Source organism: Pseudomonas sp. Pseusp11, from assembly GCF_047304405.1.
GTDB lineage: Bacteria > Pseudomonadota > Gammaproteobacteria > Pseudomonadales > Pseudomonadaceae > Aquipseudomonas.
In genome coordinates this window covers 207,572-230,775 of the sequence record NZ_JBGLZF010000006.1, presented here as the reverse complement: position 1 = coordinate 230,775, position 23,204 = coordinate 207,572, and the positions used below count along the sequence as shown (strand labels likewise).

Genomic DNA, 23,204 nt, shown 5'->3' with positions numbered 1-23,204 from the left:
ACGGGCTCGTTTCCTTTCGCAAGTTCGCAAGGTTCATAGTCAGACCGCTACCAGCACGACGGCGCCGATTACCAGCACGGCACCAGCAGCCATCGAGGCGGCATACCAACGCAATTGACCGGTCTCGGTGCGGCTCAGGGCGGTGTGACCGCCTTTGGCCATACGCGGGATCAGACCGATGGTCTGGTCGAGCGGGTCTTTGCGCAGAATGTGGCTGATCGCAAGGTACGGCTTGACGAACAGTTTGTCGTAGATCCAGTCGAAGCCCCAGGCAGCGAACCACCAGGCCGAAAGGAAGCGGCCGATGCCGCTGTTGGCGATGGCCGTGACGAAGCGACGCTTGCCGAGGAACAGCAGCGCGGCCAGCAGGATACCGGACAGGGCGATGGCACCCGAAGCGATTTCCAGGCTGTGCTTGGCTTCGCCGCCGGCATGGCCGACGCTTTCCGGCAACACACCGTGCAGCGGCGGAACGATCATCGCGCCGACGAACGTCGACAGTACGATCAGCACCGATAGCGGCAGCCAGTGAGCAATGCCGTGACCGGCATGGGCTTCGGTCTTCGCTTCACCGTGGAACGTGATGAAGATCAGGCGGAAGGTGTACAGCGAGGTCATGAAGGCACCGACCAGACCGGCATACAGCAGGCCTTCGTTACCGCTGGCGAACGCTTCCCAGAGGATTTCATCCTTGGAGTAGAAGCCCGCGGTCACCAGAGGCAAGGCCGCCAGGGCCGCGCCGCCGACGATGAAGCTGGCGTAGGCCAGTGGCAGTTTCTTCCACAGGCCGCCCATCTTGAAGATGTTCTGCTCGTGGTGGCAGGCAACGATCACCGCACCGGATGCAAGGAACAGCAGCGCCTTGAAGAAGGCGTGGGTCATCAGGTGGAAAATCGCGCCATCCCATGCGCCCACGCCCAGGGCGAGGAACATGTAGCCGATCTGGCTCATGGTCGAGTAGGCGAGGATACGTTTGATGTCGGTCTGAACCAGTGCGGCAAAACCTGCCAGCACCAGCGTCACGCCACCCACGACACCTACCAGGTGCAGGATATCCGGCGCCAGTGCGAACAGGCCGTGGGTACGGGCGATCAGGTAGACACCGGCGGTTACCATGGTCGCGGCGTGGATCAGTGCCGAAACCGGAGTAGGGCCGGCCATCGCATCCGCCAGCCAGGTTTGCAGCGGCAGTTGCGCGGATTTACCGACAGCGCCGCCCAGCAGCATCAGGGTCGCCAGAACGATCCAGAAGTCGCCGGCCTTGAAGTGCTCAGGCGCCTTGACCAGCAGTTCCTGGATATTCAGCGTGCCCAGTTGCTGGAACAGGATGAACAGGCCGATGGCCATGAACACGTCGCCGACGCGGGTCACGATGAAGGCTTTGAGTGCCGCATTACCGTTGTTGCGGTTGCTGTAGTAGAAACCGATCAACAGGTACGAGCACAGGCCCACGCCTTCCCAGCCGAAGTACACGAACAGCAGGTTATCGGCCAGGACCAGGAACAGCATGCTGGCGATAAACAGGTTGGTGTAGGCGAAGAAGCGCGAGTAACCGGCTTCACCGCGCATGTACCAGGACGCGAACAGGTGGATCAGGAAACCCACGCCCACCACCACGCCGAGCATGGTCACGGACAGGCCATCCAGGTACAGGGCGAAGTTCGGCGTGAAGCCTTCCACCGCCATCCATTGCCACAGCACCAGGGTGTAGTGGCCACCCTCGGGCGGTGCAACGTTGAATTGCCAGATCACATAAGCCGCGACGATCGCCGACAAGCCGATGGAGCCGACGCCGATCAGCGCCGAGAGGTTTTCCGAGAGGCGTCCGCGGGAGAACGCCAGCAGCACAAAACCGATCAGGGGGAACAGGAAAGTCAGATAGAGAAGGTTCATCCGCGCATCTCGCTGGCAGCGTCGATATCGAGAGTGTGGAAGCGGCGATACAGCTGCAACAGAATCGCCAGGCCGATACTGGCCTCGGCGGCTGCCAGGCTGATCACCAGGATGAACATGATTTGTCCATCCGGCTGCGCCCAGCGGCTACCGGCAACGATGAACGCCAGTGCGGAGGCATTCATCATGACCTCCAGGCTCATCAGCACGAAGAGAATGTTGCGCCGGACCATCAGGCCGACCAGACCGAGGCAGAACAGGATGCCGGCGACCGCCAGACCATGCTCCAAAGGGATAGCAGGCATCGTCATTGCTCCTTGGCTTCGTTGCGGCCCAAGTGGAACGCCGTGACGGCTGCGGCGAGCAGCAGCATCGAGGCGAGTTCGACCACCAGCAGGTAAGGACCGAACAGGCTGATGCCCACGGCCTTGGCGTCTACGGTGGTGTGGCCGAGGGACTGGCCGCTGGAGTGGCTGAACAGCACATACAGCAGTTCAGCCAGCAGCAGGCCGCCGAGTACGACCGGGCCCAGCCAGATACCGGGCTTGAGCCAGACGCGCTCTTGCTGAACCGAGGCCGGGCCCAAGTTCAGCATCATCACCACGAACACGAACAGCACCATGATGGCGCCGGCGTAGGCGATCACTTCCAGTACACCGGCAAACGGTGCGCCAAGGGCGAAGAACGTCATGGCCACGGCGATCAGCGAAATGATCAGGTAGAGCAGGGCGTGCACGGGGTTGGTGTTGGTGATCACGCGAAGCGTGGACACAACAGCAATACCCGATGCGAAATAGAAAGCGAATTCCATCGTTCTTCCTTAAGGCAGCAAGCTCTTCACGTTGATCGGCTCGGCTTCATTCTGCGCGGCGCCTTTTGGCTTACCGGCAATCGCCATACCTGCAACACGATAGAAGTTGTAGTCAGGGTTTTTACCGGGACCGGAGATCAGCAGATCTTCTTTCTCGTAAACCAGGTCCTGCCGCTTGAACTCGGCCATTTCGAAATCCGGTGTCAGCTGGATTGCGGTGGTCGGGCAGGCTTCCTCGCAGAGGCCGCAGAAAATGCAGCGCGAGAAGTTGATGCGGAAGAAGTCCGGGTACCAGCGACCGTCTTCGGTTTCAGCTTTCTGCAGCGAGATGCAACCCACCGGGCACGCCACGGCGCACAGGTTGCAGGCTACACAACGCTCTTCGCCGTCGGGGTCGCGGGTCAGGACGATACGGCCACGGAAACGCGGCGGCAGGTACACGGGTTCTTCCGGGTACTGCAGCGTGTCGCGCTTGCGGAAGGCGTGGCCGAAGATCATCACCAGGCTGCGAAGCTGGGTGAAGAAGCCATGCACGATGTCAAAAATGTACTTCATGATTCTCTATCCTCACTGAGCCGCGACGGCGGGCGTGTTGAGCAACACGATCGCAGCGGTCACCAGCATGTTGACGAGGGTCAGCGGCAGGCAGAACTTCCAGCTGAAGTCCATCACTTGGTCATACCGTGGGCGCGGAATCGAGGCGCGCAGCAGGATGAAGAACATGATGAAGAACGCGGTTTTCAGTGCGAACCAGATGAACGGGATCTGCGGCAGCAGGCCGAACGGGCCGTGCCAGCCACCGAAGAACAGCGTGACCAACAGCGCCGAAATCAACACGATGCCGATGTACTCACCAACGAAGAACATGCCCCATTTCATGCCGGCATATTCAATGTGGTAACCGTCGGCCAGTTCCTGTTCCGCTTCCGGCTGGTCGAACGGGTGACGGTGAGTCACGGCGACGCCAGCGATGAAGAAGGTCAGGAAACCGAAGATCTGCGGAATGATGAACCACATGTTCTGCGCTTGGTATTCAACGATGTCGCGCATGTTGAACGAGCCAACCTGGATCACGATGCCCATCAGCGACAGGCCCATGAACACTTCGTACGACACGGTTTGTGCCGAGGCCCGCAAGCTGCCCAACAGGGCGAACTTGTTGTTACTCGACCAGCCGGCGAACAGCACCGCGTAGACCGACAGACCCGCCATGGCGAAGAAGAACAGGATGCCGATGTTGATATCCGCCACGCCCCAGGTCGGGGTGATCGGGATGATCGCGAAGGCAATCAGCAAGGCGCTCATGGCCACGACCGGTGCCAAGGTGAAGATCACCTTGTCGGCGAACGGCGGGGTCCAGTCTTCCTTGAAGAACATCTTGATCATGTCGGCCGCAATCTGGAACGCGCCGAACGGGCCGACGCGGTTCGGACCGTAACGGTCCTGCCAGAGGGCGAGCAAACGACGCTCGACCCAGCTCAGCAGCGCGCCGCAGACCACTACGGCGAGCAGAATCACGATGGCCTTGAGGACCGCGATGATTACGTCGATCACTTCAGGAGTGAACAAGGTCATAGCGCTGCCTCCTGCAGACCGTCAACGGATTTGCCAAAGATGGCTGGTGGAATGCCGGCGATACCTGCAGGCAATGCGACCAGACCGGCACCCAGCTCTTCGTTGATGCGCAGCGGCAGACGCAAAGTCTGGCCAGCAACGTTCAAGCTCAGCAGGGCACCGTCATTGACACCCAGACGATCGGCTTCGGACTTGGCCAGCGACACGTAGGCGGCCGGGATGCGTTCCTGTACCGGTGCGGCTTTGGAAGAGTTCTCTTCGCTGCCGAACAGATGGATGAACGGCACGACCTGCCAGGTGCCTGGGGCCGGGTTGAACGCACGCGGAACACTGGCGAACCAGTTCAGCGAATCACCAGTGCTTTCGATCAGGCGAGTGCCCGGGTCGCCAGCGCGCAGGTGACCACCGACTTCGTCCTGGAACTTGTTCCAGGCTTGCGGCGAGTTCCAGCCCGGAGACCAGGCGAAAGGTACTTGCTGACGCGGTTCGGCGGAGCCCGAGTAACCTTCCATCGAGAACGAGAATGCAGTGTCGTTATCCTGGGAGGTACGCGGTTCGTGCACGCTGATGTCGGCGCGCATGGCGGTACGACCGGAGTAACGCAGCGGTTCGCGCGCCAGTTTCAGGCCTTTGATCCGGAATGCGGCGGACGGTGCGGCATCGACGATACGCGCCAGTTGCGGCGTGCTTGCAGCAACGGCAGCGGTGACGTGGTCCAGTTGGGTCCAGTCGATCGGCTGGTTCAGCAGGGTCGAACGCAGGGCGTGCAGCCAGCGCCAGCCTTCGTGAACCAGGATGCTCGCGTCGAGGTAAGTCGGGTCGAAGACCTGGAAGAAACGCTGGGCGCGGCCTTCCTGGCTGACCAGCGTACCGTCGCCTTCAGCGAAGCTGGCCGCTGGCAGTACCAGGTGCGCGCGATCGCTGGTGGCGGTTTTCTGATGGTCCGCCACGATCACCACTTTCGCAGCGTTCAGGGCAGCATCGACCTTGGATTTGTCGGTACGGGTGTACAGGTCGTTTTCCAGCACGACGATGGCGTCGGCCTTACCGTCGATCACGGCTTGCAGTGCTTCGTCGACCGAGTTGCCGCCGAGCATGGCCAGGCCGAGGCTGTTGGCCTCCGGCACGATCAGGCTGATGGAACCGTTCTTCTCGCGCAGCTTCAGGGCTTTGGCGATGTTCGCCGCCGCTTCGATCAGCGCCTTGGAACCCAGCGAGGTACCGGCAATGATCAGCGGACGCTTGGCTGCGAGCAGGGCGTCGGCAATGCGCTTGGCCAGCGCCAGAGCTTCGGCGTCCAGACCTTCAACGGCCGGTGCGCTGGCGTCGAGGGCGTGAGCCACCGCGAAACCGATGCGGGCCAGGTCGTCTGGTGCGGCGTGAACGCATTCTTCAGCGATGTCGTCGAGCTTGGTTTCAGCCAGGCTGGCGATGAACAGCGGGTTCAGCTCGTGCTGGCCGATGTTCTTCACCGCGGCGTCGAGCCATGGCTGAACGCGCATGGCGTCGGCCATGTCTTCGGCCTTGCCCTTGACCGATTGACGCAGGGCCAGGGCCATGCGCGCAGCGGTCTGGGTCAGGTCTTCGCCAAGGACGAAAATCGCATCGTGGTCTTCGATGTCGCGCATGTTCGGGATCGGCAACGGGCTGTCTTTGAGCACCTGCATGACCAGACGAATGCGTTCCAGCTCCGAGGCTTCGATACCGGAGTAGAAGTGCTCGGTGCCGACCAGCTCGCGCAACGCGTAGTTGCTTTCGAGGCTGGCGCGCGGCGAACCGATACCGACGATGTTGCGACCGCGTAGCAGGTCGGCGGCTTTATCCAGTGCTTCGTCCAGGCTCAGTTTCGCGCCGTTCGCCAGCAGTGGCTGACGTGGGCGATCCTTGCGGTTGACATAGCCATAGCCGAAACGGCCACGGTCGCACAGGAAGTACTGGTTCACCGAACCGTTGAAGCGGTTTTCGATGCGGCGCAGTTCGCCGTAACGCTCGCCCGGGGAGATGTTGCAACCGCTGGAGCAGCCATGGCAGATGCTCGGCGAGAACTGCATGTCCCACTTGCGGTTGTAGCGCTCGGAGTGAGTCTTGTCGGTGAACACACCGGTCGGGCAGACCTCGGTGAGGTTGCCGGAGAACTCGCTTTCCAGGGTGCCGTCTTCAACGCGACCGAAGTACACGTTGTCGTGGGCGCCGAATACACCGAGATCGGTGCCGCCGGCGTAGTCCTTATAGAAGCGCACGCAGCGGTAGCAGGCGATGCAGCGGTTCATTTCGTGGGAAATGAACGGGCCCAGTTGCTGGTTCTGGTGGGTACGCTTGGTGAAGCGATAACGGCGCTCGTTGTGGCCGGTCATCACCGTCATGTCTTGCAGGTGGCAGTGACCACCTTCCTCACAGACCGGGCAGTCGTGAGGGTGGTTGGTCATCAGCCATTCAACGACGCTTGCGCGAAACACTTTCGCTTCTTCGTCGTCGATGGAGATCCAGCTGCCGTCGGTGGCGGGGGTCATGCAGGACATGACGATCCGACCACGCTTGTCGTTCTCGTCGGTGTACTGCTTGACCGCGCACTGGCGGCAAGCGCCAACGCTGCCAAGGGCTGGGTGCCAGCAGAAATAAGGGATATCGAGGCCTAGCGACAGACATGCCTGTAACAGGTTGTCTGCCCCATCGACTTCGAGCTCTTTGCCGTCTACGTGGATAGTGGCCATGGTTCAAAGTTCTTCGTTGGCCCGGTGTCAGCGGGCGTGGCTAATGGAATCTTGTTATCCGTCCAAATCCAAACAGCCTCGAAAGGCGTCATCGGACGAAAGGCGAACGGCACGGACCGTTCGCCTTTTTTAAAGCGTTAAGCGCCGACTACGATCGGCTTTGCCAGAGGCGGGACGACGGCGCGGGTAGGCGCGATGCCGGCTTCGAACTCTGGACGGAAGTATTTGATGGCACTGCCCAACGGCTCCACGGCACCCGGTGCGTGAGCACAGAAGGTCTTGCCTGGGCCGAGGAAACCGACCAGACCCAGCAGGGTCTCGATATCGCCGGCTTGCCCTTCACCGTTCTCGATCGCGCGCAGCAGCTTGACGCTCCACGGCAGACCGTCGCGGCACGGGGTGCAGAAACCGCACGATTCACGGGCGAAGAACTCTTCCATGTTGCGCAGCAGGGACACCATGTTGACGCTGTCGTCCACCGCCATGGCCAGGCCGGTACCCATACGGGTGCCCACTTTGGCGATGCCGCCGGCGTACATTTGTGCGTCCAGGTGTTCCGGCAACAGGAAGCCGGTACCGGCGCCGCCTGGCTGCCAGCACTTGAGCTTGTAACCGTCGCGCATGCCGCCGGCGTAGTCTTCGAACAACTCGCGACCGGTAACGCCGAACGGCAACTCCCACAGGCCCGGATTCTTGACCTTGCCGGAGAAGCCCATGAGCTTGGTGCCCATGTCTTCGCTGCCTTCGCGGGCCAACGATTTGTACCAGTCCACGCCGTCGGCAATGATCGCCGGTACGTTGCACAGGGTTTCAACGTTGTTCACGCAAGTCGGCTTGCCCCACACGCCCACGGCGGCAGGGAAGGGCGGCTTGGAGCGCGGGTTGGCGCGGCGGCCTTCGAGGGAGTTGATCAGTGCGGTTTCTTCACCGCAGATGTAACGCCCGGCACCGGTGTGGACGAACAGCTCGAAATCGAAGCCGCTGCCCAGGATGTTCTTGCCCAGCAGGCCTGCTGCCTTGGCTTCTTCCACGGCACGGTTCAGGTGCTTGGCGGCGGTGGTGTATTCGCCACGCAGGAAGATGTAGCCACGGTAGGTTTTCAGCGCGCGAGCACTGATCAGCATGCCTTCGATCAGCAGATGGGGCAGTTGCTCCATCAGCATGCGGTCTTTCCAGGTGTTCGGCTCCATTTCATCCGCGTTGCACAGCAGGTAGCGGATGTTGATGGATTCGTCCTTGGGCATCAGGCCCCACTTCACGCCAGTGGGGAAGCCTGCACCGCCGCGGCCCTTGAGGCCGGAGTCTTTCACGGTCTGGACGATGTCGTCCTGGGCCATGTCGGCGAAGGCCTTGCGTGCGGCGGCGTAACCGTTCTTGGCCTGGTACTCGTCGAGCCATACGGCTTCGCCGTCGTCACGCAGGCGCCAGGTGAGCGGGTGAGTCTCTGCGACACGCTTGATGCGGTTGGCAGGACCAAAGGAAGTCAGGGTCATACGTAGCCCTCGAGCAATTTGGCAACGCCGGCAGGCTGCACATCACCGAATGTGTCGTCGTCGATCATCAACGCCGGCGCCTTGTCACAGTTGCCGAGGCAGCAGACCGGCAGCAGGGTGAAGCGACCGTCGGCGGTGGTCTGGCCCAGGCCGATGCCCAGCTTGCTCTGGATTTCGCTGACCACCGATTCATGGCCGCCGATGTAGCAGACCATGCTGTCGCAGACGCGAATGATGTGACGGCCGACTGGCTGACGGAAGATCTGGCTATAGAAAGTAGCCACCCCTTCAACATCGCTGGCCGGGATGCCGAGGATTTCGCCGATGGCGTAGAGCGCGCCGTCAGGCACCCAACCACGTTCCTTCTGGACGATCTTCAGGGCTTCGATCGACGCCGCGCGCGGGTCTTCGTAGTGATGCAGCTCGTGCTCGATGGCCGAGCGCTCGGTTTCGCTCAGGGCGAAACGGTCTGTCTGGATAAGCGGGCTGTTCATGCTTAGCGGTCCACGTCGGCCATAACGAAATCGATACTACCCAGGTACGCGATCAAGTCCGCGACCATGCTGCCTTTGATCACTGAAGGGATCTGCTGCAGGTGCGGGAAGCTTGGGGTACGAATCCGGGTGCGGTAGCTCATGGTGCCGCCATCGCTCGTCAGGTAATAACTGTTGATGCCCTTGGTCGCTTCGATCATCTGGAAGGATTCGTTGGCCGGCATGACCGGGCCCCACGAAACTTGCAGGAAGTGCGTGATCAGGGTCTCGATGTGCTGCAGCGTGCGCTCTTTTGGCGGCGGCGTGGTCAGCGGGTGATCCGCCTTGTACGGGCCTTCCGGCATGTTGCGCAGGCACTGCTCGATGATCTTGATGCTCTGGCGCATTTCTTCGACGCGAACGATGCAACGGTCGTAGGCATCGCCATTGGCCGCCAGCGGGACTTCGAATTCGAAGTTTTCGTAGCCGGAGTAGGGGCGAGCTTTACGCAGGTCGAAATTGCAACCGGTCGAACGCAGGCCGGCACCAGTGACGCCCCATTCCAGGGCTTCCTTGGTGTTGTAGGCGGCGACGCCGATGGTCCGGCCACGCAGGATGCTGTTGTCCAGTGCGGCTTTCTGGTATTCGTCCAGACGCTTTGGCATCCACTCGACGAAATCCTTGACCAGTTTTTCCCAGCCGCGCGGCAGGTCGTGGGCGACACCACCGATGCGGTACCAGGCCGGGTGCAGGCGGAAACCGGTAATGGCTTCGATCACCGTGTACGCCTTCTGGCGGTCGGTGAAGGTGAAGAACACCGGAGTCATGGCGCCGACGTCCTGGATGTAAGTCCCCAGGAACAGCAGGTGGCTGGTGATCCGGAAGAACTCGGCCATCATGATGCGGATGACGTCGACCTTCTCGGGCACCTTGATGCCGGCCAGCTTCTCGACCGAGAGCACGTACGGCAGGTTGTTCATCACGCCGCCGAGGTAGTCGATACGGTCGGTGTACGGAATGAAGCTGTGCCAGGACTGGCGCTCGGCCATCTTCTCGGCGCCACGGTGGTGGTAGCCGACGTCTGGCACGCAGTCGACGATCTCTTCACCGTCCAGCTGCAGGATGATGCGGAACGCACCGTGGGCCGAAGGGTGGTTCGGACCCAGGTTGAGGAACATGTAGTCCTCGTTCGGGCCGGAACGCTTCATGCCCCAGTCTTCAGGCTTGAAGCGCGCGGCTTCTTCCTCAAGCTGTTGCTTGGCCAGGGTCAGGCTAAACGGATCGAACTCGGTGGCACGGGCCGGGAAGTCCTTGCGCAGCGGGTGACCTTCCCAGGTCGGCGGCATCATGATGCGGCTCAGGTGCGGGTGGCCGGCAAAGTGAATGCCGTACATGTCCCACACTTCACGCTCGTACCAGTTGGCGTTCGGCCAGATGCTGGTGACGGTCGGCAGGTTGAGGTCGCTCTCGGACAAGGCGACCTTGATCATTACGTCACTATTACGTTCGATCGACATCAAGTGATAGAACACAGTGAAGTCGACGCCGTTTGGCAGCCCTTGACGCTTGGTGCGCAGACGCTCGTCCACGCCGTGCAGGTCATAGAGCATGACGTACGGCTTGGGCAGGTTGCGCAGGAAAGTCAGGACTTCGACGAGTTTGGCACGGGCAACCCAAAGCACCGGCATGCCGGTGCGGGTAGGCTGGGCGGTGAACGCCTCTGGGCCAAAACGGTTGTTCAGTTCGACGACCACATCCTGGTCGTCTGCCTTATAAGGCGGGATGTACAGAGCACTGCCTGCAGTCATGGTTATTTATCGCTTTCGGTCAACGTAAAGAATGAAGCCAGTTTCTCGTTCTATAAAAGAAGCAGAGCTGGATCAGACTTCGTCGGGGCTGCGCAGGTTGGTTACCTGAATACGCTGTTCGCGGCGCTGTTCCTTTTGCGAAGGCATCTCGGCGCGGTAAACGCCTTGATCGCCAACGACCCAGGAAAGTGGGCGACGCTCCTGGCCAATCGACTCCTGCAACAGCATCAAGCCTTGCAGAAAAGCTTCAGGGCGGGGTGGGCAGCCAGGCACGTAGACGTCCACGGGCAGGAACTTGTCCACCCCTTGAACGACGGAGTAGATGTCGTACATGCCACCGGAGTTGGCGCACGAACCCATGGAAATAACCCATTTAGGTTCGAGCATCTGCTCGTAGAGACGCTGAATGATCGGCGCCATCTTGATGAAGCAGGTACCGGCGATAACCATGAAATCCGCCTGACGCGGCGATGCCCGGATGACCTCGGCGCCAAAGCGCGCGATGTCGTGGGGCGCCGTGAAGGCGGTGGTCATTTCCACGTAGCAGCACGAAAGACCGAAGTTATACGGCCACAGGGAGTTCTTGCGCCCCCAGTTGATCGTGCCGTTGAGCACGTCTTCGAGCTTGCCCATGAAAATGTTTTTGTGGACTTGATCTTCTAACGGATCGGAAACGGTTTCCCGTTGGCCAATCGGATACTGCTCGTTAGGAGCATCGGGGTCGATCCTGGTGAGATTGTATTGCATTGCCAAAGCCTCATTGTTTCAGCTTCGCTTGCCGCTTAAGACGAGCTGCCGGAGCCCAGTCAAGGGCGCCCACTCGAAATAGGTAGACAAGACCTGCCAACAGAATTGCTATGAAAACGAGAGCTTCGACGAATCCGGTCCAGCCGCTTTCGCGGACGGACACAGACCAGGCAAAGAGAAAGAGGGCTTCGATATCGAAGATCACGAAGAGCATCGCGACCAGATAGAATTTGGCTGAGAGCCGCAAGCGGGCGCCACCTGTAGGTAGCATGCCGGACTCGAACGGTTCGTTTTTGCTGCGGCCCCAGGCTTTTGACCCGAGGAGGCTGGAGACGCCGAGCATGAAGGCGCAAAGGCCGCCGACACCCAGAAGGAAAATGGCAAAGCCCCAGTTGTGGGCCATGAGTCCGGTCGCTTCGGGCATGCTGGTAATCCTTAACAGAGAGCAAAGGTCTCTGAGCTTGATAAAGAAATATGGCAGTGACGATATGTCGCAGCAATCAATCCCGCTGATTTTATGGCTAAACACCCTGCAAGTAAAATTCCTATAGCGAAATTATTTATTGGAATAAGGACATGGCGCACCTCCAAAGCCCTGTAGCCCATGCGGTCCGGGCATTAGCGGGGGTTTTGTCAAATATGTTTTGTAGGGAATGTAACGAACATAGTTGCCGCTAAATGATAATCAATATTATTTGGTGTGATTTTCAAACTGTTTAGCGGGTAGCGGCTCGGGAAGTTGTCTTATATGCGCGTTACTGCAAGTAGCGCGCGGGGTGGTTTTACCTTGTTTTCCTGATCGTGAAACTGCTCTGGATCAAGGTTTTTGCACAGGTTGCCGCCGTTCCCCTCTTGTAGGAGCTGACGAGTGAAACGAGGCTGCGATCTTTTGGTGTATTTTTAGAGGCAGGATCAAAGGATCGCAGCCTCGTTTCACTCGACAGCTCCTACAGGGGGTTGTGGTGTTCATGGAAACGCAGGCAAAAAAACGCCCCGAACCAGTCGGGGCGTCAGATGAGCGGCTTTGCGGTTAGCTTTTTATTCGGTCCGCAAGGGCCGTTTGTTTAAGCGAAGCAGATCAGTGGAACTGTTCTTCTTCGGTCGAACCGGTCAGCGCGGTTACCGAAGACGTGCCACCCTGGATCACGGTGGTCATGTCGTCGAAGTAGCCGGTGCCCACTTCCTGCTGGTGAGCCACGAAGGTGTAACCCTTGGCAGCGTCAGCGAACTCTTGCTCTTGCAGCTTCACGTAGGCAGTCATGTCGTTGCGGGCGTAGTCGTGCGCCAGGTTGAACATGCTGTGCCACATGTTGTGAATGCCGGCCAGGGTGATGAACTGGTGCTTGTAACCCATGGCGGACAGTTCGCGCTGGAACTTGGCGATGGTCGCGTCGTCCAGGTTTTTCTTCCAGTTGAAGGAAGGCGAGCAGTTGTACGACAGCAGTTGGTCCGGGTATTCCTTTTTGATCGCTTCGGCGAAGCGACGAGCCTCGTCCAGATCCGGCTTGGCGGTTTCGCACCAGATCAGGTCGGCGTACGGCGCGTAGGCCAGGCCGCGAGCGATGGCCTGGTCGAGACCGGCACGCACTTTGTAGAAACCTTCCTGAGTACGTTCGCCAGTCACGAATGGTTTGTCGTACGGGTCGCAATCGGACGTCAGCAAATCAGCTGCGTTAGCGTCGGTACGGGCCAGGATGATGGTCGGTGTACCGGCAACGTCAGCCGCCAGACGGGCAGCGGTCAGCTTCTGTACAGCTTCCTGGGTCGGAACCAGTACCTTGCCGCCCATGTGGCCGCATTTTTTCACGGAAGCCAGTTGGTCTTCGAAGTGAACGCCGGCGGCGCCTGCTTCGATCATGCTCTTCATCAGCTCGTAGGCGTTCAGTACGCCACCGAAGCCGGCTTCAGCGTCAGCCACGATCGGTGCGAAGTAGTCGATGTAACCTTCGTCGCCCGGGTTCTTGCCGGCTTTCCACTGGATCTGGTCAGCGCGACGGAACGAGTTGTTGATGCGCTTGACCACGGTTGGAACCGAATCCACCGGGTACAGCGACTGGTCCGGGTACATCGATTCGGCGGAGTTGTTGTCCGCGGCTACTTGCCAGCCCGACAGGTAGATCGCCTGGATGCCGGCCTTGACTTGTTGCACAGCCTGGCCGCCGGTCAGGGCGCCCATGCAGTTGACGAAATCTTTCTCAGGGCGGAAGGACGGCTTGGCACCCTGGGTAACCAGATTCCAGAGCTTCTCGGCGCCCATTTTTGCAAAGGTGTGCTCAGGTTGAACCGAGCCACGCAGGCGGACGACGTCAGCAGCGGAGTAAGCGCGAGTCACGCCTTTCCAGCGTGGGTTTTCAGCCCAGTCTTTTTCGAGGGCTGCAATTTGCTGTTCGCGTGTCAGTGCCATGGAGATAAACCTCGTCGCATAGGTCTGGGGTGGAAAATTCCTGCTCCTGCCCACTACGCAAATCAGGCGTAAGAGGCTGCTCGCTGACCAGAAGCTTAGGCGGTCAAGTCGGGTTCGGCGGGGATGGCGACGGGATGAACGATGGGCTCGAGGGGAAGTGAGCAGGTAAGGGCGAACTGGCGAGCGCATTCGGGCGTCGTGGGCCTTGGTGCGAACTTCAGTGTGGAGCCGGGTTACCTAATTACGCTTCCGTCCCTCGGGACAACTTCGTTCCAGTCGGCAACCTCGTCAAACACACCTTGTGGGCGGTACAGACACGAATCGGTTCGCGGGGTAGGGTACGAACAGCGACTCGAAAGCCCTTGCCAGGGCCTCTGATTAGCGGGAGCGAGGCCATCATGCCTTTGCTTTTTTGGCTCGTCAAACGTTTTGTAGTGCTTTTTTTAGAGCACTACATCTTTGGTCTAATACGACTAATCAGTCAGTTTTTGGTGCTTTAGTCCAAGGTGTCGACTTTCACCCGCAAAGTCATGTCATCCCGGCCCTGAGTCGAGTAGCTGCGGGTCAGGCCCTGTTTGTCGGCCTGAGTCTGACGATTCACGCCGGCCAGGGTGATCCACTCGCCCAGTCGGCCGCTGACAGTTGTGTCGGTACTTTGCACGTTCACTACATCGGGACGTTCCTGGCTCATCCGGTCACGGTTGGTACTGATAGCCAGATGAACGATGTCGCCGGTGACGCTGGCGGTGACGTAGAAACCCTGGGTGACATTGCGGTATTCAGTCTGGCTGCGCGGGTCGCCGTAGCTGTCGGTCTGGGTGCTGGTGAGCGGCACGCTTTGGCCGACCTGGATCAGCGCCGGTGCGCCTTCGCTGGCCTGAACCTGCTGGATACCGCCTTCACGGCTGTCGGTGCTGCGATTGATGATGCGGGTCTGATTCGGTGCGGCGCCATTTATCGAGTAGCCCTGATCGCCCTGAAAGTTGTTTTCATTGGTGTCGACGGTGATCAGCAAGCGTTTGGGGGCGGTGTCGAGTTGCGCGAGGAAGGCCTTGAGTTCGTCGATCTTGCCGGGGTCGGCATTGACGATCAGTTGGTTGCCGTAGGCGCTGACCTTGCCGTCCTTGCCGATGAAATCCTGCGCCACTGGCAGCAGGTCGGCGCTGGTGCGGTAATTCAGGGGCACGATCTCGGTGGCGGCCATGACCGAAAAACTGCAGGTCAGCAGCAGCGTGGTGAGCAGGGTGCGTAGGGACATATCCGTTATCTCCGCTTTCAAAGTCTTGATGATATTGCCAGTTTGTCGGCCTGGCGTGGTGCGAGTTGAATCACAGACAGCAAAACGCCCCGGCATCCGAGAATGACGGGGCGTTTTGTGGTGTTCTTGATATGTATTTGTGGTGAGGGGGGGCTTGCCCCCGTTGGGTCGCGCAGCGGCCCCAAGATTTTTAGGGCTGCTGCGCAGCCCAACGGGGGCAAGCCCCCTCGCCACAGGGAATCAAGCCGAGTGACGCACCATGTCCACATGCGGAATCCCGGCTTCCAGGAATTCCTCACTGACCATGCTGAAACCCAGGCGCTCATAGAACGCCGTGGCCTGCACTTGCGCGCTCAGCATCTGCTGCTTCAGCCCGCGCTTCTCGGCTTCACCGATCACCGCTTGCATCAGCGCATCGCCAACCTTCATGCCGCGCCAGTCTTTGAGCACCGACACCCGGCCGATGTGGCCATCGGGCAACAGGCGGGCGGTGCCGATCGGAAAGTCGCCTTCGAAGGCCAGGAAATGCACCGCCGTGGCGTCATCGGCATCCCATTCCAGTTCAGGCGGAACGGATTGCTCGGCGACGAATACCGCTTCACGAATGCGCCGGATCTCGGCGTTGTCCTTTTGCCAGTCTGCGACACGTACGTGAATCTTATTCATCGGCAAACCCCAGGCTGCCCTGCTTGACCAGTTCACACAGCAGGCCACGGCCGTCTTCGTCGCTCAGCCATGGGCCGAGGTTATCGATATGCAGGGCGTCGGCGGCGCAGATCATTTTCAGCAGTTCGCGCAGTTTGCCCGGCAGGTAACGGCTCTGGCCGCTGGCGAACAGCAGCAGGTCGTCATCGACTTCCGACCAGGCCAGACGTGCACTCGGGTTGCGAATCAGCACGGCACCTTCTTCGAGCGCACTGAGGAAGTCTTGCTCTTCGACTTCTTCCGGGCCGACCACCAGTTCCGGGTAGCGCGGCTCGGTCATGAACTGGCCGAACCAGGTCAGCAGCAGGCGCTCGTCGCTCATGTGCTCGGCCAGCAGGCTTTTGAGGCGATCGAGGGCATCGTGCTGGATCTGATGAGGATCGACCGCCGGCAGGGCGTCGGCGTCGGTGTAGCGCTCTTCATCCGTCAGGAACTGGCTGAGGAAGTCGGTGAAGTGGGTCAGCACTTCAGCGGCGCTCGGGGCGCGGAAGCCGACCGAGTAGGTCATGCAATCATCGACAGCCACACCGGAATGAGCCAGGCGCGGCGGCAGGTAGAGCATGTCGCCCGGTTCCAGCACCCACTCATCGGTGGCTTCGAAATCGGCGAGGATGCGCAGGTCGGCGTGTTGCAGTAGCGGGCTCTCGGAATCGCACATCTGGCCGATTTTCCAGTTGCGCTTGCCGTGGCCTTGCAGCAGGAACACGTCGTAGTTATCGAAGTGCGGACCGACGCTGCCACCCGGGGCGGCAAAGCTGATCATCACGTCGTCGACGCGCCAGCTCGGCAGAAAACGGAAGTTTTCCAGCAGTTCGGCAACTTCCGGCACGAATTGGTCGACGGCTTGCACCAGCAGGGTCCATTCGCGTTCCGGCAGTTTGCTGAATTCGTCTTCGGCGAACGGGCCGCGGCGCAATTCCCAAGGGCGCTCGCCGTGCTCGATCACCAGGCGCGATTCGACTTCTTCTTCCAGCGCCAGGCCGGCCAGTTCGTCGGCGTCGATCGGGCTTTCGAAATCAGGAATCGCCTGACGGATCAGCAGCGGTTTTTTCTGCCAGTAGTCGCGCAGGAATTCCCGTGCCGTGATGCCGCCCAGAAGTTGAAGAGGAATGTCAGGATTCATGTGTAACCTATTGAAAAAATGCACTTTTCAGACGGGAATAAAAACGCCCGGCGGCGCCGGGCGTCTCAAACGGGTAGAGCGGTCGATCAGATGCGTTTGGCTTGTGCTACAGCGTTGCCGATGTAGTTGGCCGGGGTGAGCAGTTTCAGCTCAGCCTTGGCGGCGGCTGGCATGTCCAGGCCGTCGATGAAAGTTTGCAGTGCTTCAGGGCTGATGCCCTTGCCGCGCGTCAGCTCTTTGAGCTTCTCGTACGGGTTTTCGATGTTGTAGCGACGCATCACGGTCTGGATCGGCTCGGCCAATACTTCCCAGCAAGCGTCCAGGTCGGCGGCAATCTTTTGCTCGTTGAGCTCCAGTTTGCTGATGCCTTTGAGGCTGGCTTCGTACGCGATCGCGCTGTGGGCGAAGCCGACACCGAGGTTGCGCAGTACGGTGGAGTCGGTCAGGTCGCGCTGCCAGCGGGAGATTGGCAGTTTGCTCGCCAGGTGCTGGAACAGTGCGTTGGCGATGCCCAGGTTGCCTTCGGAGTTTTCGAAGTCGATCGGGTTGACCTTGTGCGGCATGGTCGACGAACCGATTTCGCCAGCGATGGTGCGCTGTTTGAAATAACCCAGGGAGATGTAGCCCCAGATGTCGCGGTCGAAGTCGATCAGGATGGTGTTGAAGCGAGCGATCGCGTCGAACAGCTCGGCGATATAGTCGTGCGGTTCGATCTGCGTGGTGTACGGGTTGAAGCCCAGGCCCAGCTCGTCTTCGATGAAGGCGCGGGCGTTGGCTTCCCAGTCGATCTCAGGGTAGGCCGACAGGTGAGCGTTGTAGTTGCCGACGGCGCCGTTGATCTTGCCCAGCAGCGGAACGGCAGCGACTTGAGCGATTTGACGCTCCAGACGGTAAACCACGTTCGCCAGTTCTTTGCCCAGGGTGGTCGGCGATGCCGGTTGACCGTGGGTGCGCGACAGCATAGGCACGTCTGCGAAACGGATGGCCAGTTCGCGGATGGCGTTGGCGGTCTGGCGCATCAGCGGCAGCATCACATCATCACGGCCTTCGCGCAGCATCAGGGCGTGGGACAGGTTGTTGATGTCCTCGCTGGTGCAGGCAAAGTGGATGAACTCGCTGACCTTGGCCAGTTCCGGCAGCTTGGCCGCCTGCTCTTTGAGCAGGTATTCGATGGCTTTGACGTCGTGGTTGGTGGTGCGCTCGATCTCTTTGACACGCTCGGCGTGCTCCAGAGAGAAGTTTTCCGCCAGGGTGTTCAACACCGCGTTGGCTTCGGCGGAGAACGCCGGCACTTCGCTGATGGCGGGGTGAGCGGCCAGGCGCTGGAGCCAGCGCACTTCAACCAGAACGCGAGCACGGATCAGACCGTATTCGCTGAAAATTGGGCGCAGGGCCTGGGTTTTGCCGGCGTAGCGGCCGTCAACAGGGGAAACCGCAGTGAGCGAAGAGAGCTGCATGGGGTGTTCTCGGACAGTCGGGCAACGAAATGGGGCGCGTATCATACATGAAAAAAATCCGCCGGTCCGTTGCCAACTGACCGGCGTATTACGCGTTACTGACTACAAAACGGTATTGCGGGCGCGGTTCAGCTGCTGCGCATCAGCGGGTAAAGCTCTTTAAGCAACTTGCGTCGGCTGATCACCAACTGCCAGCGATGACCGCCCAACTGCCGCCACAGGCGTGCCGAACGAATCCCGGCCAGCAACAGTGCGCGGATTTTCGAGGCATTGCTCGGTTGTTGCAGGTTGCGCATGTCGCCATGCACCTGAATCCGTTGGCGCAAGGTGCTCAGGGTGTCCTGGTACAGCGCACCGCAAGCGGCGATCACGTTTTCGTGGGCCTGGCCGAAGTGTTCGACCTGGGACTGAATCTGCGGCAGGCGTTTGCCGATCACGTCCAGCATGTCATTACGCTTGGCCAATTGGCGCTCCAGCCCCAGCATCGCCAGGGCATAGCGCAGTGGTTCACGCTGAAGGGTACTGGGGTCGCGTTCCAGGGCGCCGATCAATGCGCGATAGCCTTCGCGCAAATTGATGTCGTCGCCGCCGTACACTTCCAGAGTGTCCTTGGGGTCGCGAATCAACAGGCTGCCGAGCATGCAAGTCAGGCCGGCTTCGTTGGTCTGGCCGGTCTTGGCTATCTTGTCGACCAGCACGGCGGCGAGAAACACGCCGCCCAGGGCCGTCAGTTGCTCCTGAGTCGGGCTCATGAACGCTGGTCCTTGCTGGTCCAGGGTTCGGCCACTTCGATCACGCCGCCGCCGAGGCAGATTTCACCGTCGTAGAACACCACGGATTGGCCCGGAGTGACCGCGCGTTGCGGGTCATCAAAGGTGGCGCGGTAGCCGGTGGCGGTCTTTTCCAGGGTGCAAGGCTGGTCGCTCTGGCGATAACGCACCTTGGCGGTCAGCCTGCGCGGCTCGGTCAAATCGATCGGGTTGACCCAATAGATGTCCGAGGCGAGCAGGGCGCGGGAGAACAGCCACGGGTGGTCATTGCCCTGGCCAACGATCAACTCGTTGTGTTCCAGGTCCTTGATCAGCACGTACCATGGCTCTTCACCGGCGTCTTTCAGGCCGCCGATGCCCAGGCCCTGGCGTTGGCCGATGGTGTGGTACATCAAGCCATGGTGGCGGCCGATGACTTCACCTTCGGTGGTCTTGATCTCGCCGGGCTGTGCCGGCAGGTATTGCTTGAGGAAGTCGCTGAAGCGGCGTTCGCCGATAAAGCAGATTCCGGTGGAATCCTTTTTCTTCGCGGTGGCCAGGTCGTGTTTCTCGGCAATCGCGCGCACTTCGGGTTTTTCCAGCTCGCCGACCGGGAACAGCGTCTTGGCGATCTGTTCGCCGCCGACGGCGTGCAGGAAGTAGCTCTGGTCCTTGTTCGGATCCAGGCCCTTGAGCAGTTCGGTGCGACCATCGATGTCGCGGCGACGCACGTAGTGGCCGGTGGCGATCAGGTCGGCGCCGAGCATCATGGCGTAGTCGAGGAACGCCTTGAACTTGATCTCGCGGTTGCACAGGATGTCCGGGTTCGGCGTGCGGCCGGCCTTGTATTCGGCCAGGAAGTGCTCGAACACGTTGTCCCAGTACTCGGCGGCGAAGTTGGCGGTGTGCAGCTTGATGCCAATCTTGTCGCACACGGCCTGTGCGTCCGCCAGGTCATCCATGGCGGTGCAGTATTCCGTTCCATCGTCTTCTTCCCAGTTCTTCATGAACAGGCCTTCCACCTCATAACCCTGCTCGATCAGCAGGAGAGCGGAAACGGAAGAGTCCACGCCGCCGGACATACCGACAATGACGCGCTTCTTTTGTGTGGCAGAAGGGGCTGGATCACGCATAGGGATTTAATGAGTGTCTTGAAAAAGGACGCGATTCTAGCAGGCTCAAGCCTGCAAGGCTAAAGAGAAGGGCGGATCAGCTCGAGGCTGAAGTGTTTACCGTCCAGATAATCATCGATGCAGCGGATGATCAGCTCACTGCGCCAGTTTGCGCGCTGTTGCAGCAGTTCGTCACGCGTCAGCCATTTCGCGCCGACAATACCGTCGTCCAATTGATAATCGGGATGGTGTTTCAGCGCTTTGGCGGTGAAGCAGACGCGTTGATAGGTGACTCCGTTGCTCGGGGCGGTGTAGAGATAAATGCCTATTACGCCGGTTGGCTCGACGTCCCAGCCGGTTTCTTCGAGGGTTTCGCGTACGGCGGCCTCGATCAGGGTTTCGTCCGGGTCCAGATGGCCGGCGGGCTGGTTGAGCACCGTTCGTCCGTGCTTGGATTCTTCGACCATCAGGAAACGACCGTTGTCTTCGACGATGGTGGCGACGGTGATGTGGGGTAGCCAATCCATGAAATGTCCTCGATTCATTATGGGGTGCTACAAAGGTTGCGTGTGCCACAAACAGAAACCCCGGCACTGGGCCGGGGCTTCCTTGCATCCTTACAACCTTAAACCAACGCAGCAATCGCGGCGTTGAAGGTTGCGCTCGGGCGCATGGCCTTGCTGATCAGCTCGGCATTGGCGTGGTAGTAACCGCCGATGTCCACTGGCTTGCCCTGAACGGCATTGAGCTCGGCAACGATGGTTGCTTCGTTCGCGGTCAGGGTTTTGGCCAGTTCGCCGAACTGCGCTTGCAGTGCAGCGTCTTCGGTCTGGGCGGCCAGGGCCTGAGCCCAGTACAGCGCCAGGTAGAAGTGGCTGCCGCGGTTGTCGATGTTGCCGACTTTGCGCGATGGCGACTTGTTGTTGTCGAGGAACTGGCCAGTGGCCTGATCCAGAGTCTTGGCCAGCACCAGCGCTTTAGGGTTGTTGTAAGTCACACCCAAATGCTCAAGGGAGGCGGCCAGGGCCAGGAACTCGCCCAGGGAATCCCAGCGCAGGAAGTTTTCTTCCAGCAGTTGCTGAACGTGCTTCGGTGCCGAACCGCCAGCGCCGGTTTCGAACAGACCGCCGCCATTCATCAGCGGAACGATCGACAGCATCTTGGCGCTGGTGCCCAGTTCCATGATCGGGAACAGGTCAGTCAGGTAGTCGCGCAATACGTTGCCGGTCACCGAAATGGTGTCGAGGCCGGACCGAGTGCGCTCCAGGGTGAACTTCATCGCCTCGACTGGCGACATGATGCGGATGTCCAGGCCGGACGTGTCGTGATCCTTCAGGTAAGCCTGAACTTTCTCGATCACTACGCCGTCGTGGGCGCGCATTGGGTCCAGCCAGAAAATCGCTGGAGTGCTGCTTGCGCGAGCACGGTTGACGGCCAGTTTGACCCAGTCCTGGATCGGTGCGTCTTTGGTCTGGCACATGCGGAAGATGTCGCCGGCTTCAACCGACTGTTCCAGCAGCAGGGTGCCTTTGCTGTCGGTGACACGAACAACGCCGTTGGCCTTGATCTGGAACGTCTTGTCGTGCGAGCCGTACTCTTCGGCTTTTTTCGCCATCAGGCCAACGTTTGGCACGCTGCCCATGGTGGTCGGATCGAAGGCGCCGTTTGCCTTGCAGTCTTCAATCACCGCCTGGTAGATGGTGGCGTAGCAGCGATCCGGGATCACGGCCTTGGTGTCGTGCAGCTGGCCGTCGGTGCCCCACATCTTGCCGGAGTCACGGATCATTGCTGGCATCGAGGCGTCGACGATGACGTCGCTCGGCACGTGCAGGTTGGTGATGCCTTTGTCGGAGTTGACCATAGCCAGCGAAGGGCGAACGGCGTAGACCGCCTGGATGTCCGCTTCGATCTGCGCTTGTTGATCGCCAGGCAAAGCCTTGATGCGAGCGTACAGGTCGCCGATGCCGTTGTTCAGGTTGAAGCCGATCTGCGCCAGCACGTCAGCGTGCTTGGCCAGTGCGTCTTTATAGAACTCGGCAACGATCTGGCCGAACATGATCGGGTCGGAGACCTTCATCATGGTGGCTTTGAGGTGAACCGACAGCAGCACGCCTTTGGCCTTGGCGTCTTCGATCTCGGCTGCGATGAAGCTGCGCAGCGCGTTTTTGCTCATGACCGCGCAATCGAGGATCTCACCGGCTTGTACGGTGGTTTTTTCTTTCAGGACGGTGGTGGTGCCGTCTTGAGCGATCAGTTCGATTTTAACGGCGTCAGCGGCGTCGATCAGGGCGGCTTTTTCGCTGCCGTAGAAATCGCCGGTGCTCATGTGAGCCACGTGGGACTTGGAGTCCTTGGCCCAGGCGCCCATTTTGTGCGGGTGCTTGCGCGCATAGTTCTTGACCGACAGCGGTGCACGACGATCGGAGTTGCCTTCACGCAGAACCGGGTTTACGGCGCTGCCCTTGATCTTGTCGTAGCGGGCCTTGGCTTCTTTGTCGGCGTCGCTGGTCACGGTTTCCGGGTAGTCCGGCAGTGCATAGCCCTGGGCTTGCAGCTCTTTGATCGCGGCCTGCAGTTGCGGAACCGAAGCGCTGATGTTCGGCAGCTTGATGATGTTGGCTTCAGGTGTAACGGCCAGGTCGCCCAGTTCGGCGAGGTGGTCGGCTACCGCTTTGTCACCCAATTGCTCGGGGAAGCTGGCCAGGATGCGCCCTGCAAGAGAGATATCGCGGGTTTCAACGGCGATATCAGCGGAGGCGGTGAAGGCCTCTACGATAGGCAACAGTGAATAGGTGGCGAGGGCTGGGGCTTCGTCGGTGAAGGTATAGATGATCTTCGAGCGGGTGGGCATATTCGGATTAACTCTCTCTTCTTTGCTAAAGCGT

At 60.0% G+C, this 23,204-nt stretch carries 20 protein-coding genes; all 20 read right to left on the bottom strand.

Annotation, left to right across the window (positions count from 1 at the left end; all coding sequences use genetic code 11):
* Window positions 1-39: 39 nt before the first annotated feature.
* The gene (nuoL, locus tag ACCC96_RS07570; RefSeq protein WP_018925507.1) at window positions 40-1,893 is read right to left on the bottom strand and encodes an NADH-quinone oxidoreductase subunit L; all 1,854 of its coding nucleotides are present in this window, start codon (window positions 1,891-1,893) and stop codon (window positions 40-42) included.
* Window positions 1,890-2,198 carry an NADH-quinone oxidoreductase subunit NuoK gene (gene nuoK / locus ACCC96_RS07565; RefSeq protein WP_007940879.1) on the bottom strand — a complete coding sequence of 103 codons (309 nt, stop codon included), beginning with the start codon at window positions 2,196-2,198 and terminating at the stop codon, window positions 1,890-1,892. The genes nuoL and nuoK overlap by 4 nt, the downstream gene beginning before the upstream one ends.
* Window positions 2,199-2,200: 2 nt before the next feature.
* Complete coding sequence (gene nuoJ, locus ACCC96_RS07560) at window positions 2,201-2,704, bottom strand: NADH-quinone oxidoreductase subunit J (RefSeq protein WP_413695360.1); 504 nt, start codon at window positions 2,702-2,704, stop codon at window positions 2,201-2,203.
* Window positions 2,705-2,713: 9 nt separating this feature from the next.
* Entirely contained in the window at window positions 2,714-3,259 is a 546-nt protein-coding gene (gene nuoI, locus ACCC96_RS07555) for an NADH-quinone oxidoreductase subunit NuoI (RefSeq protein ID WP_007940875.1), read from the bottom strand.
* Window positions 3,260-3,271: 12 nt separating this feature from the next.
* Window positions 3,272-4,279: an NADH-quinone oxidoreductase subunit NuoH gene (nuoH, locus tag ACCC96_RS07550; RefSeq protein ID WP_019648467.1), complete on the bottom strand. Its 1,008-nt coding sequence runs from the start codon at window positions 4,277-4,279 to the stop codon at window positions 3,272-3,274.
* Window positions 4,276-6,990, bottom strand: a complete 2,715-nt coding sequence (gene nuoG / locus ACCC96_RS07545; RefSeq protein ID WP_413695359.1) for an NADH-quinone oxidoreductase subunit NuoG — start codon at window positions 6,988-6,990, stop codon at window positions 4,276-4,278. Before nuoG ends, nuoH begins: the two co-directional genes overlap by 4 nt.
* Before the next feature lie 137 nt (window positions 6,991-7,127).
* The gene (nuoF, locus tag ACCC96_RS07540; RefSeq protein WP_258669446.1) at window positions 7,128-8,483 is read right to left on the bottom strand and encodes an NADH-quinone oxidoreductase subunit NuoF; all 1,356 of its coding nucleotides are present in this window, start codon (window positions 8,481-8,483) and stop codon (window positions 7,128-7,130) included.
* A complete protein-coding gene (nuoE, locus tag ACCC96_RS07535; RefSeq protein ID WP_007940871.1) occupies window positions 8,480-8,977 on the bottom strand; it encodes an NADH-quinone oxidoreductase subunit NuoE in 498 nt (165 codons plus the stop codon). Before nuoE ends, nuoF begins: the two co-directional genes overlap by 4 nt.
* Window positions 8,978-8,979: 2 nt before the next feature.
* Window positions 8,980-10,764, bottom strand: coding sequence for an NADH-quinone oxidoreductase subunit C/D (nuoC, locus tag ACCC96_RS07530; RefSeq protein ID WP_019648471.1), 1,785 nt, complete (start codon window positions 10,762-10,764; stop codon window positions 8,980-8,982).
* A 72-nt stretch (window positions 10,765-10,836) separates the two neighbouring features.
* Window positions 10,837-11,511, bottom strand: a complete 675-nt coding sequence (locus tag ACCC96_RS07525) for a NuoB/complex I 20 kDa subunit family protein (protein WP_007940869.1) — start codon at window positions 11,509-11,511, stop codon at window positions 10,837-10,839.
* Between the two features lie 10 nt (window positions 11,512-11,521).
* Entirely contained in the window at window positions 11,522-11,935 is a 414-nt protein-coding gene (locus ACCC96_RS07520) for an NADH-quinone oxidoreductase subunit A (protein WP_007940868.1), read from the bottom strand.
* Window positions 11,936-12,589: 654 nt separating this feature from the next.
* Window positions 12,590-13,915, bottom strand: coding sequence for an isocitrate lyase (gene aceA, locus ACCC96_RS07515; RefSeq protein WP_007940867.1), 1,326 nt, complete (start codon window positions 13,913-13,915; stop codon window positions 12,590-12,592).
* A 496-nt stretch (window positions 13,916-14,411) separates the two neighbouring features.
* The gene (locus ACCC96_RS07510; protein ID WP_019648473.1) at window positions 14,412-15,173 is read right to left on the bottom strand and encodes a secretin N-terminal domain-containing protein; all 762 of its coding nucleotides are present in this window, start codon (window positions 15,171-15,173) and stop codon (window positions 14,412-14,414) included.
* Window positions 15,174-15,413: 240 nt separating this feature from the next.
* A complete protein-coding gene (locus tag ACCC96_RS07505; protein WP_018925516.1) occupies window positions 15,414-15,839 on the bottom strand; it encodes a GNAT family N-acetyltransferase in 426 nt (141 codons plus the stop codon).
* Window positions 15,832-17,001 (bottom strand): cupin domain-containing protein, encoded by a 1,170-nt coding sequence (locus tag ACCC96_RS07500; protein WP_258669426.1) that lies wholly within the window; start codon window positions 16,999-17,001, stop codon window positions 15,832-15,834. Before ACCC96_RS07500 ends, ACCC96_RS07505 begins: the two co-directional genes overlap by 8 nt.
* Before the next feature lie 86 nt (window positions 17,002-17,087).
* The gene (gene purB, locus ACCC96_RS07495; RefSeq protein ID WP_413695358.1) at window positions 17,088-18,458 is read right to left on the bottom strand and encodes an adenylosuccinate lyase; all 1,371 of its coding nucleotides are present in this window, start codon (window positions 18,456-18,458) and stop codon (window positions 17,088-17,090) included.
* Window positions 18,459-18,586: 128 nt separating this feature from the next.
* Window positions 18,587-19,210, bottom strand: coding sequence for a high frequency lysogenization protein HflD (hflD, locus tag ACCC96_RS07490; RefSeq protein ID WP_413695357.1), 624 nt, complete (start codon window positions 19,208-19,210; stop codon window positions 18,587-18,589).
* Window positions 19,207-20,340, bottom strand: coding sequence for a tRNA 2-thiouridine(34) synthase MnmA (gene mnmA / locus ACCC96_RS07485; RefSeq protein WP_413695356.1), 1,134 nt, complete (start codon window positions 20,338-20,340; stop codon window positions 19,207-19,209). The genes hflD and mnmA overlap by 4 nt, the downstream gene beginning before the upstream one ends.
* A 59-nt stretch (window positions 20,341-20,399) precedes the next feature.
* Window positions 20,400-20,846 carry an NUDIX hydrolase gene (locus ACCC96_RS07480; protein ID WP_018925520.1) on the bottom strand — a complete coding sequence of 149 codons (447 nt, stop codon included), beginning with the start codon at window positions 20,844-20,846 and terminating at the stop codon, window positions 20,400-20,402.
* A gap of 98 nt (window positions 20,847-20,944) precedes the next feature.
* Entirely contained in the window at window positions 20,945-23,170 is a 2,226-nt protein-coding gene (locus ACCC96_RS07475) for an NADP-dependent isocitrate dehydrogenase (RefSeq protein WP_413695355.1), read from the bottom strand.
* Window positions 23,171-23,204: the final 34 nt, after the last annotated feature.

Bases quoted from the DNA above. Each gene is read 5' to 3' on its own strand.
- nuoL (WP_018925507.1), bottom strand. From the start codon at position 1,893: ATGAACCTTCTCTATCTGACTTTCCTGTTCCCCCTGATCGGTTTTGTG.
- nuoK (WP_007940879.1), bottom strand. From the start codon at position 2,198: ATGCCTGCTATCCCTTTGGAGCATGGTCTGGCGGTCGCCGGCATCCTG.
- nuoJ (WP_413695360.1), bottom strand. From the start codon at position 2,704: ATGGAATTCGCTTTCTATTTCGCATCGGGTATTGCTGTTGTGTCCACG.
- nuoI (WP_007940875.1), bottom strand. From the start codon at position 3,259: ATGAAGTACATTTTTGACATCGTGCATGGCTTCTTCACCCAGCTTCGC.
- nuoH (WP_019648467.1), bottom strand. From the start codon at position 4,279: ATGACCTTGTTCACTCCTGAAGTGATCGACGTAATCATCGCGGTCCTC.
- nuoG (WP_413695359.1), bottom strand. From the start codon at position 6,990: ATGGCCACTATCCACGTAGACGGCAAAGAGCTCGAAGTCGATGGGGCA.
- nuoF (WP_258669446.1), bottom strand. From the start codon at position 8,483: ATGACCCTGACTTCCTTTGGTCCTGCCAACCGCATCAAGCGTGTCGCA.
- nuoE (WP_007940871.1), bottom strand. From the start codon at position 8,977: ATGAACAGCCCGCTTATCCAGACAGACCGTTTCGCCCTGAGCGAAACC.
- nuoC (WP_019648471.1), bottom strand. From the start codon at position 10,764: ATGACTGCAGGCAGTGCTCTGTACATCCCGCCTTATAAGGCAGACGAC.
- ACCC96_RS07525 (WP_007940869.1), bottom strand. From the start codon at position 11,511: ATGCAATACAATCTCACCAGGATCGACCCCGATGCTCCTAACGAGCAG.
- ACCC96_RS07520 (WP_007940868.1), bottom strand. From the start codon at position 11,935: ATGCCCGAAGCGACCGGACTCATGGCCCACAACTGGGGCTTTGCCATT.
- aceA (WP_007940867.1), bottom strand. From the start codon at position 13,915: ATGGCACTGACACGCGAACAGCAAATTGCAGCCCTCGAAAAAGACTGG.
- ACCC96_RS07510 (WP_019648473.1), bottom strand. From the start codon at position 15,173: ATGTCCCTACGCACCCTGCTCACCACGCTGCTGCTGACCTGCAGTTTT.
- ACCC96_RS07505 (WP_018925516.1), bottom strand. From the start codon at position 15,839: ATGAATAAGATTCACGTACGTGTCGCAGACTGGCAAAAGGACAACGCC.
- ACCC96_RS07500 (WP_258669426.1), bottom strand. From the start codon at position 17,001: ATGAATCCTGACATTCCTCTTCAACTTCTGGGCGGCATCACGGCACGG.
- purB (WP_413695358.1), bottom strand. From the start codon at position 18,458: ATGCAGCTCTCTTCGCTCACTGCGGTTTCCCCTGTTGACGGCCGCTAC.
- hflD (WP_413695357.1), bottom strand. From the start codon at position 19,210: ATGAGCCCGACTCAGGAGCAACTGACGGCCCTGGGCGGCGTGTTTCTC.
- mnmA (WP_413695356.1), bottom strand. From the start codon at position 20,340: ATGCGTGATCCAGCCCCTTCTGCCACACAAAAGAAGCGCGTCATTGTC.
- ACCC96_RS07480 (WP_018925520.1), bottom strand. From the start codon at position 20,846: ATGGATTGGCTACCCCACATCACCGTCGCCACCATCGTCGAAGACAAC.
- ACCC96_RS07475 (WP_413695355.1), bottom strand. From the start codon at position 23,170: ATGCCCACCCGCTCGAAGATCATCTATACCTTCACCGACGAAGCCCCA.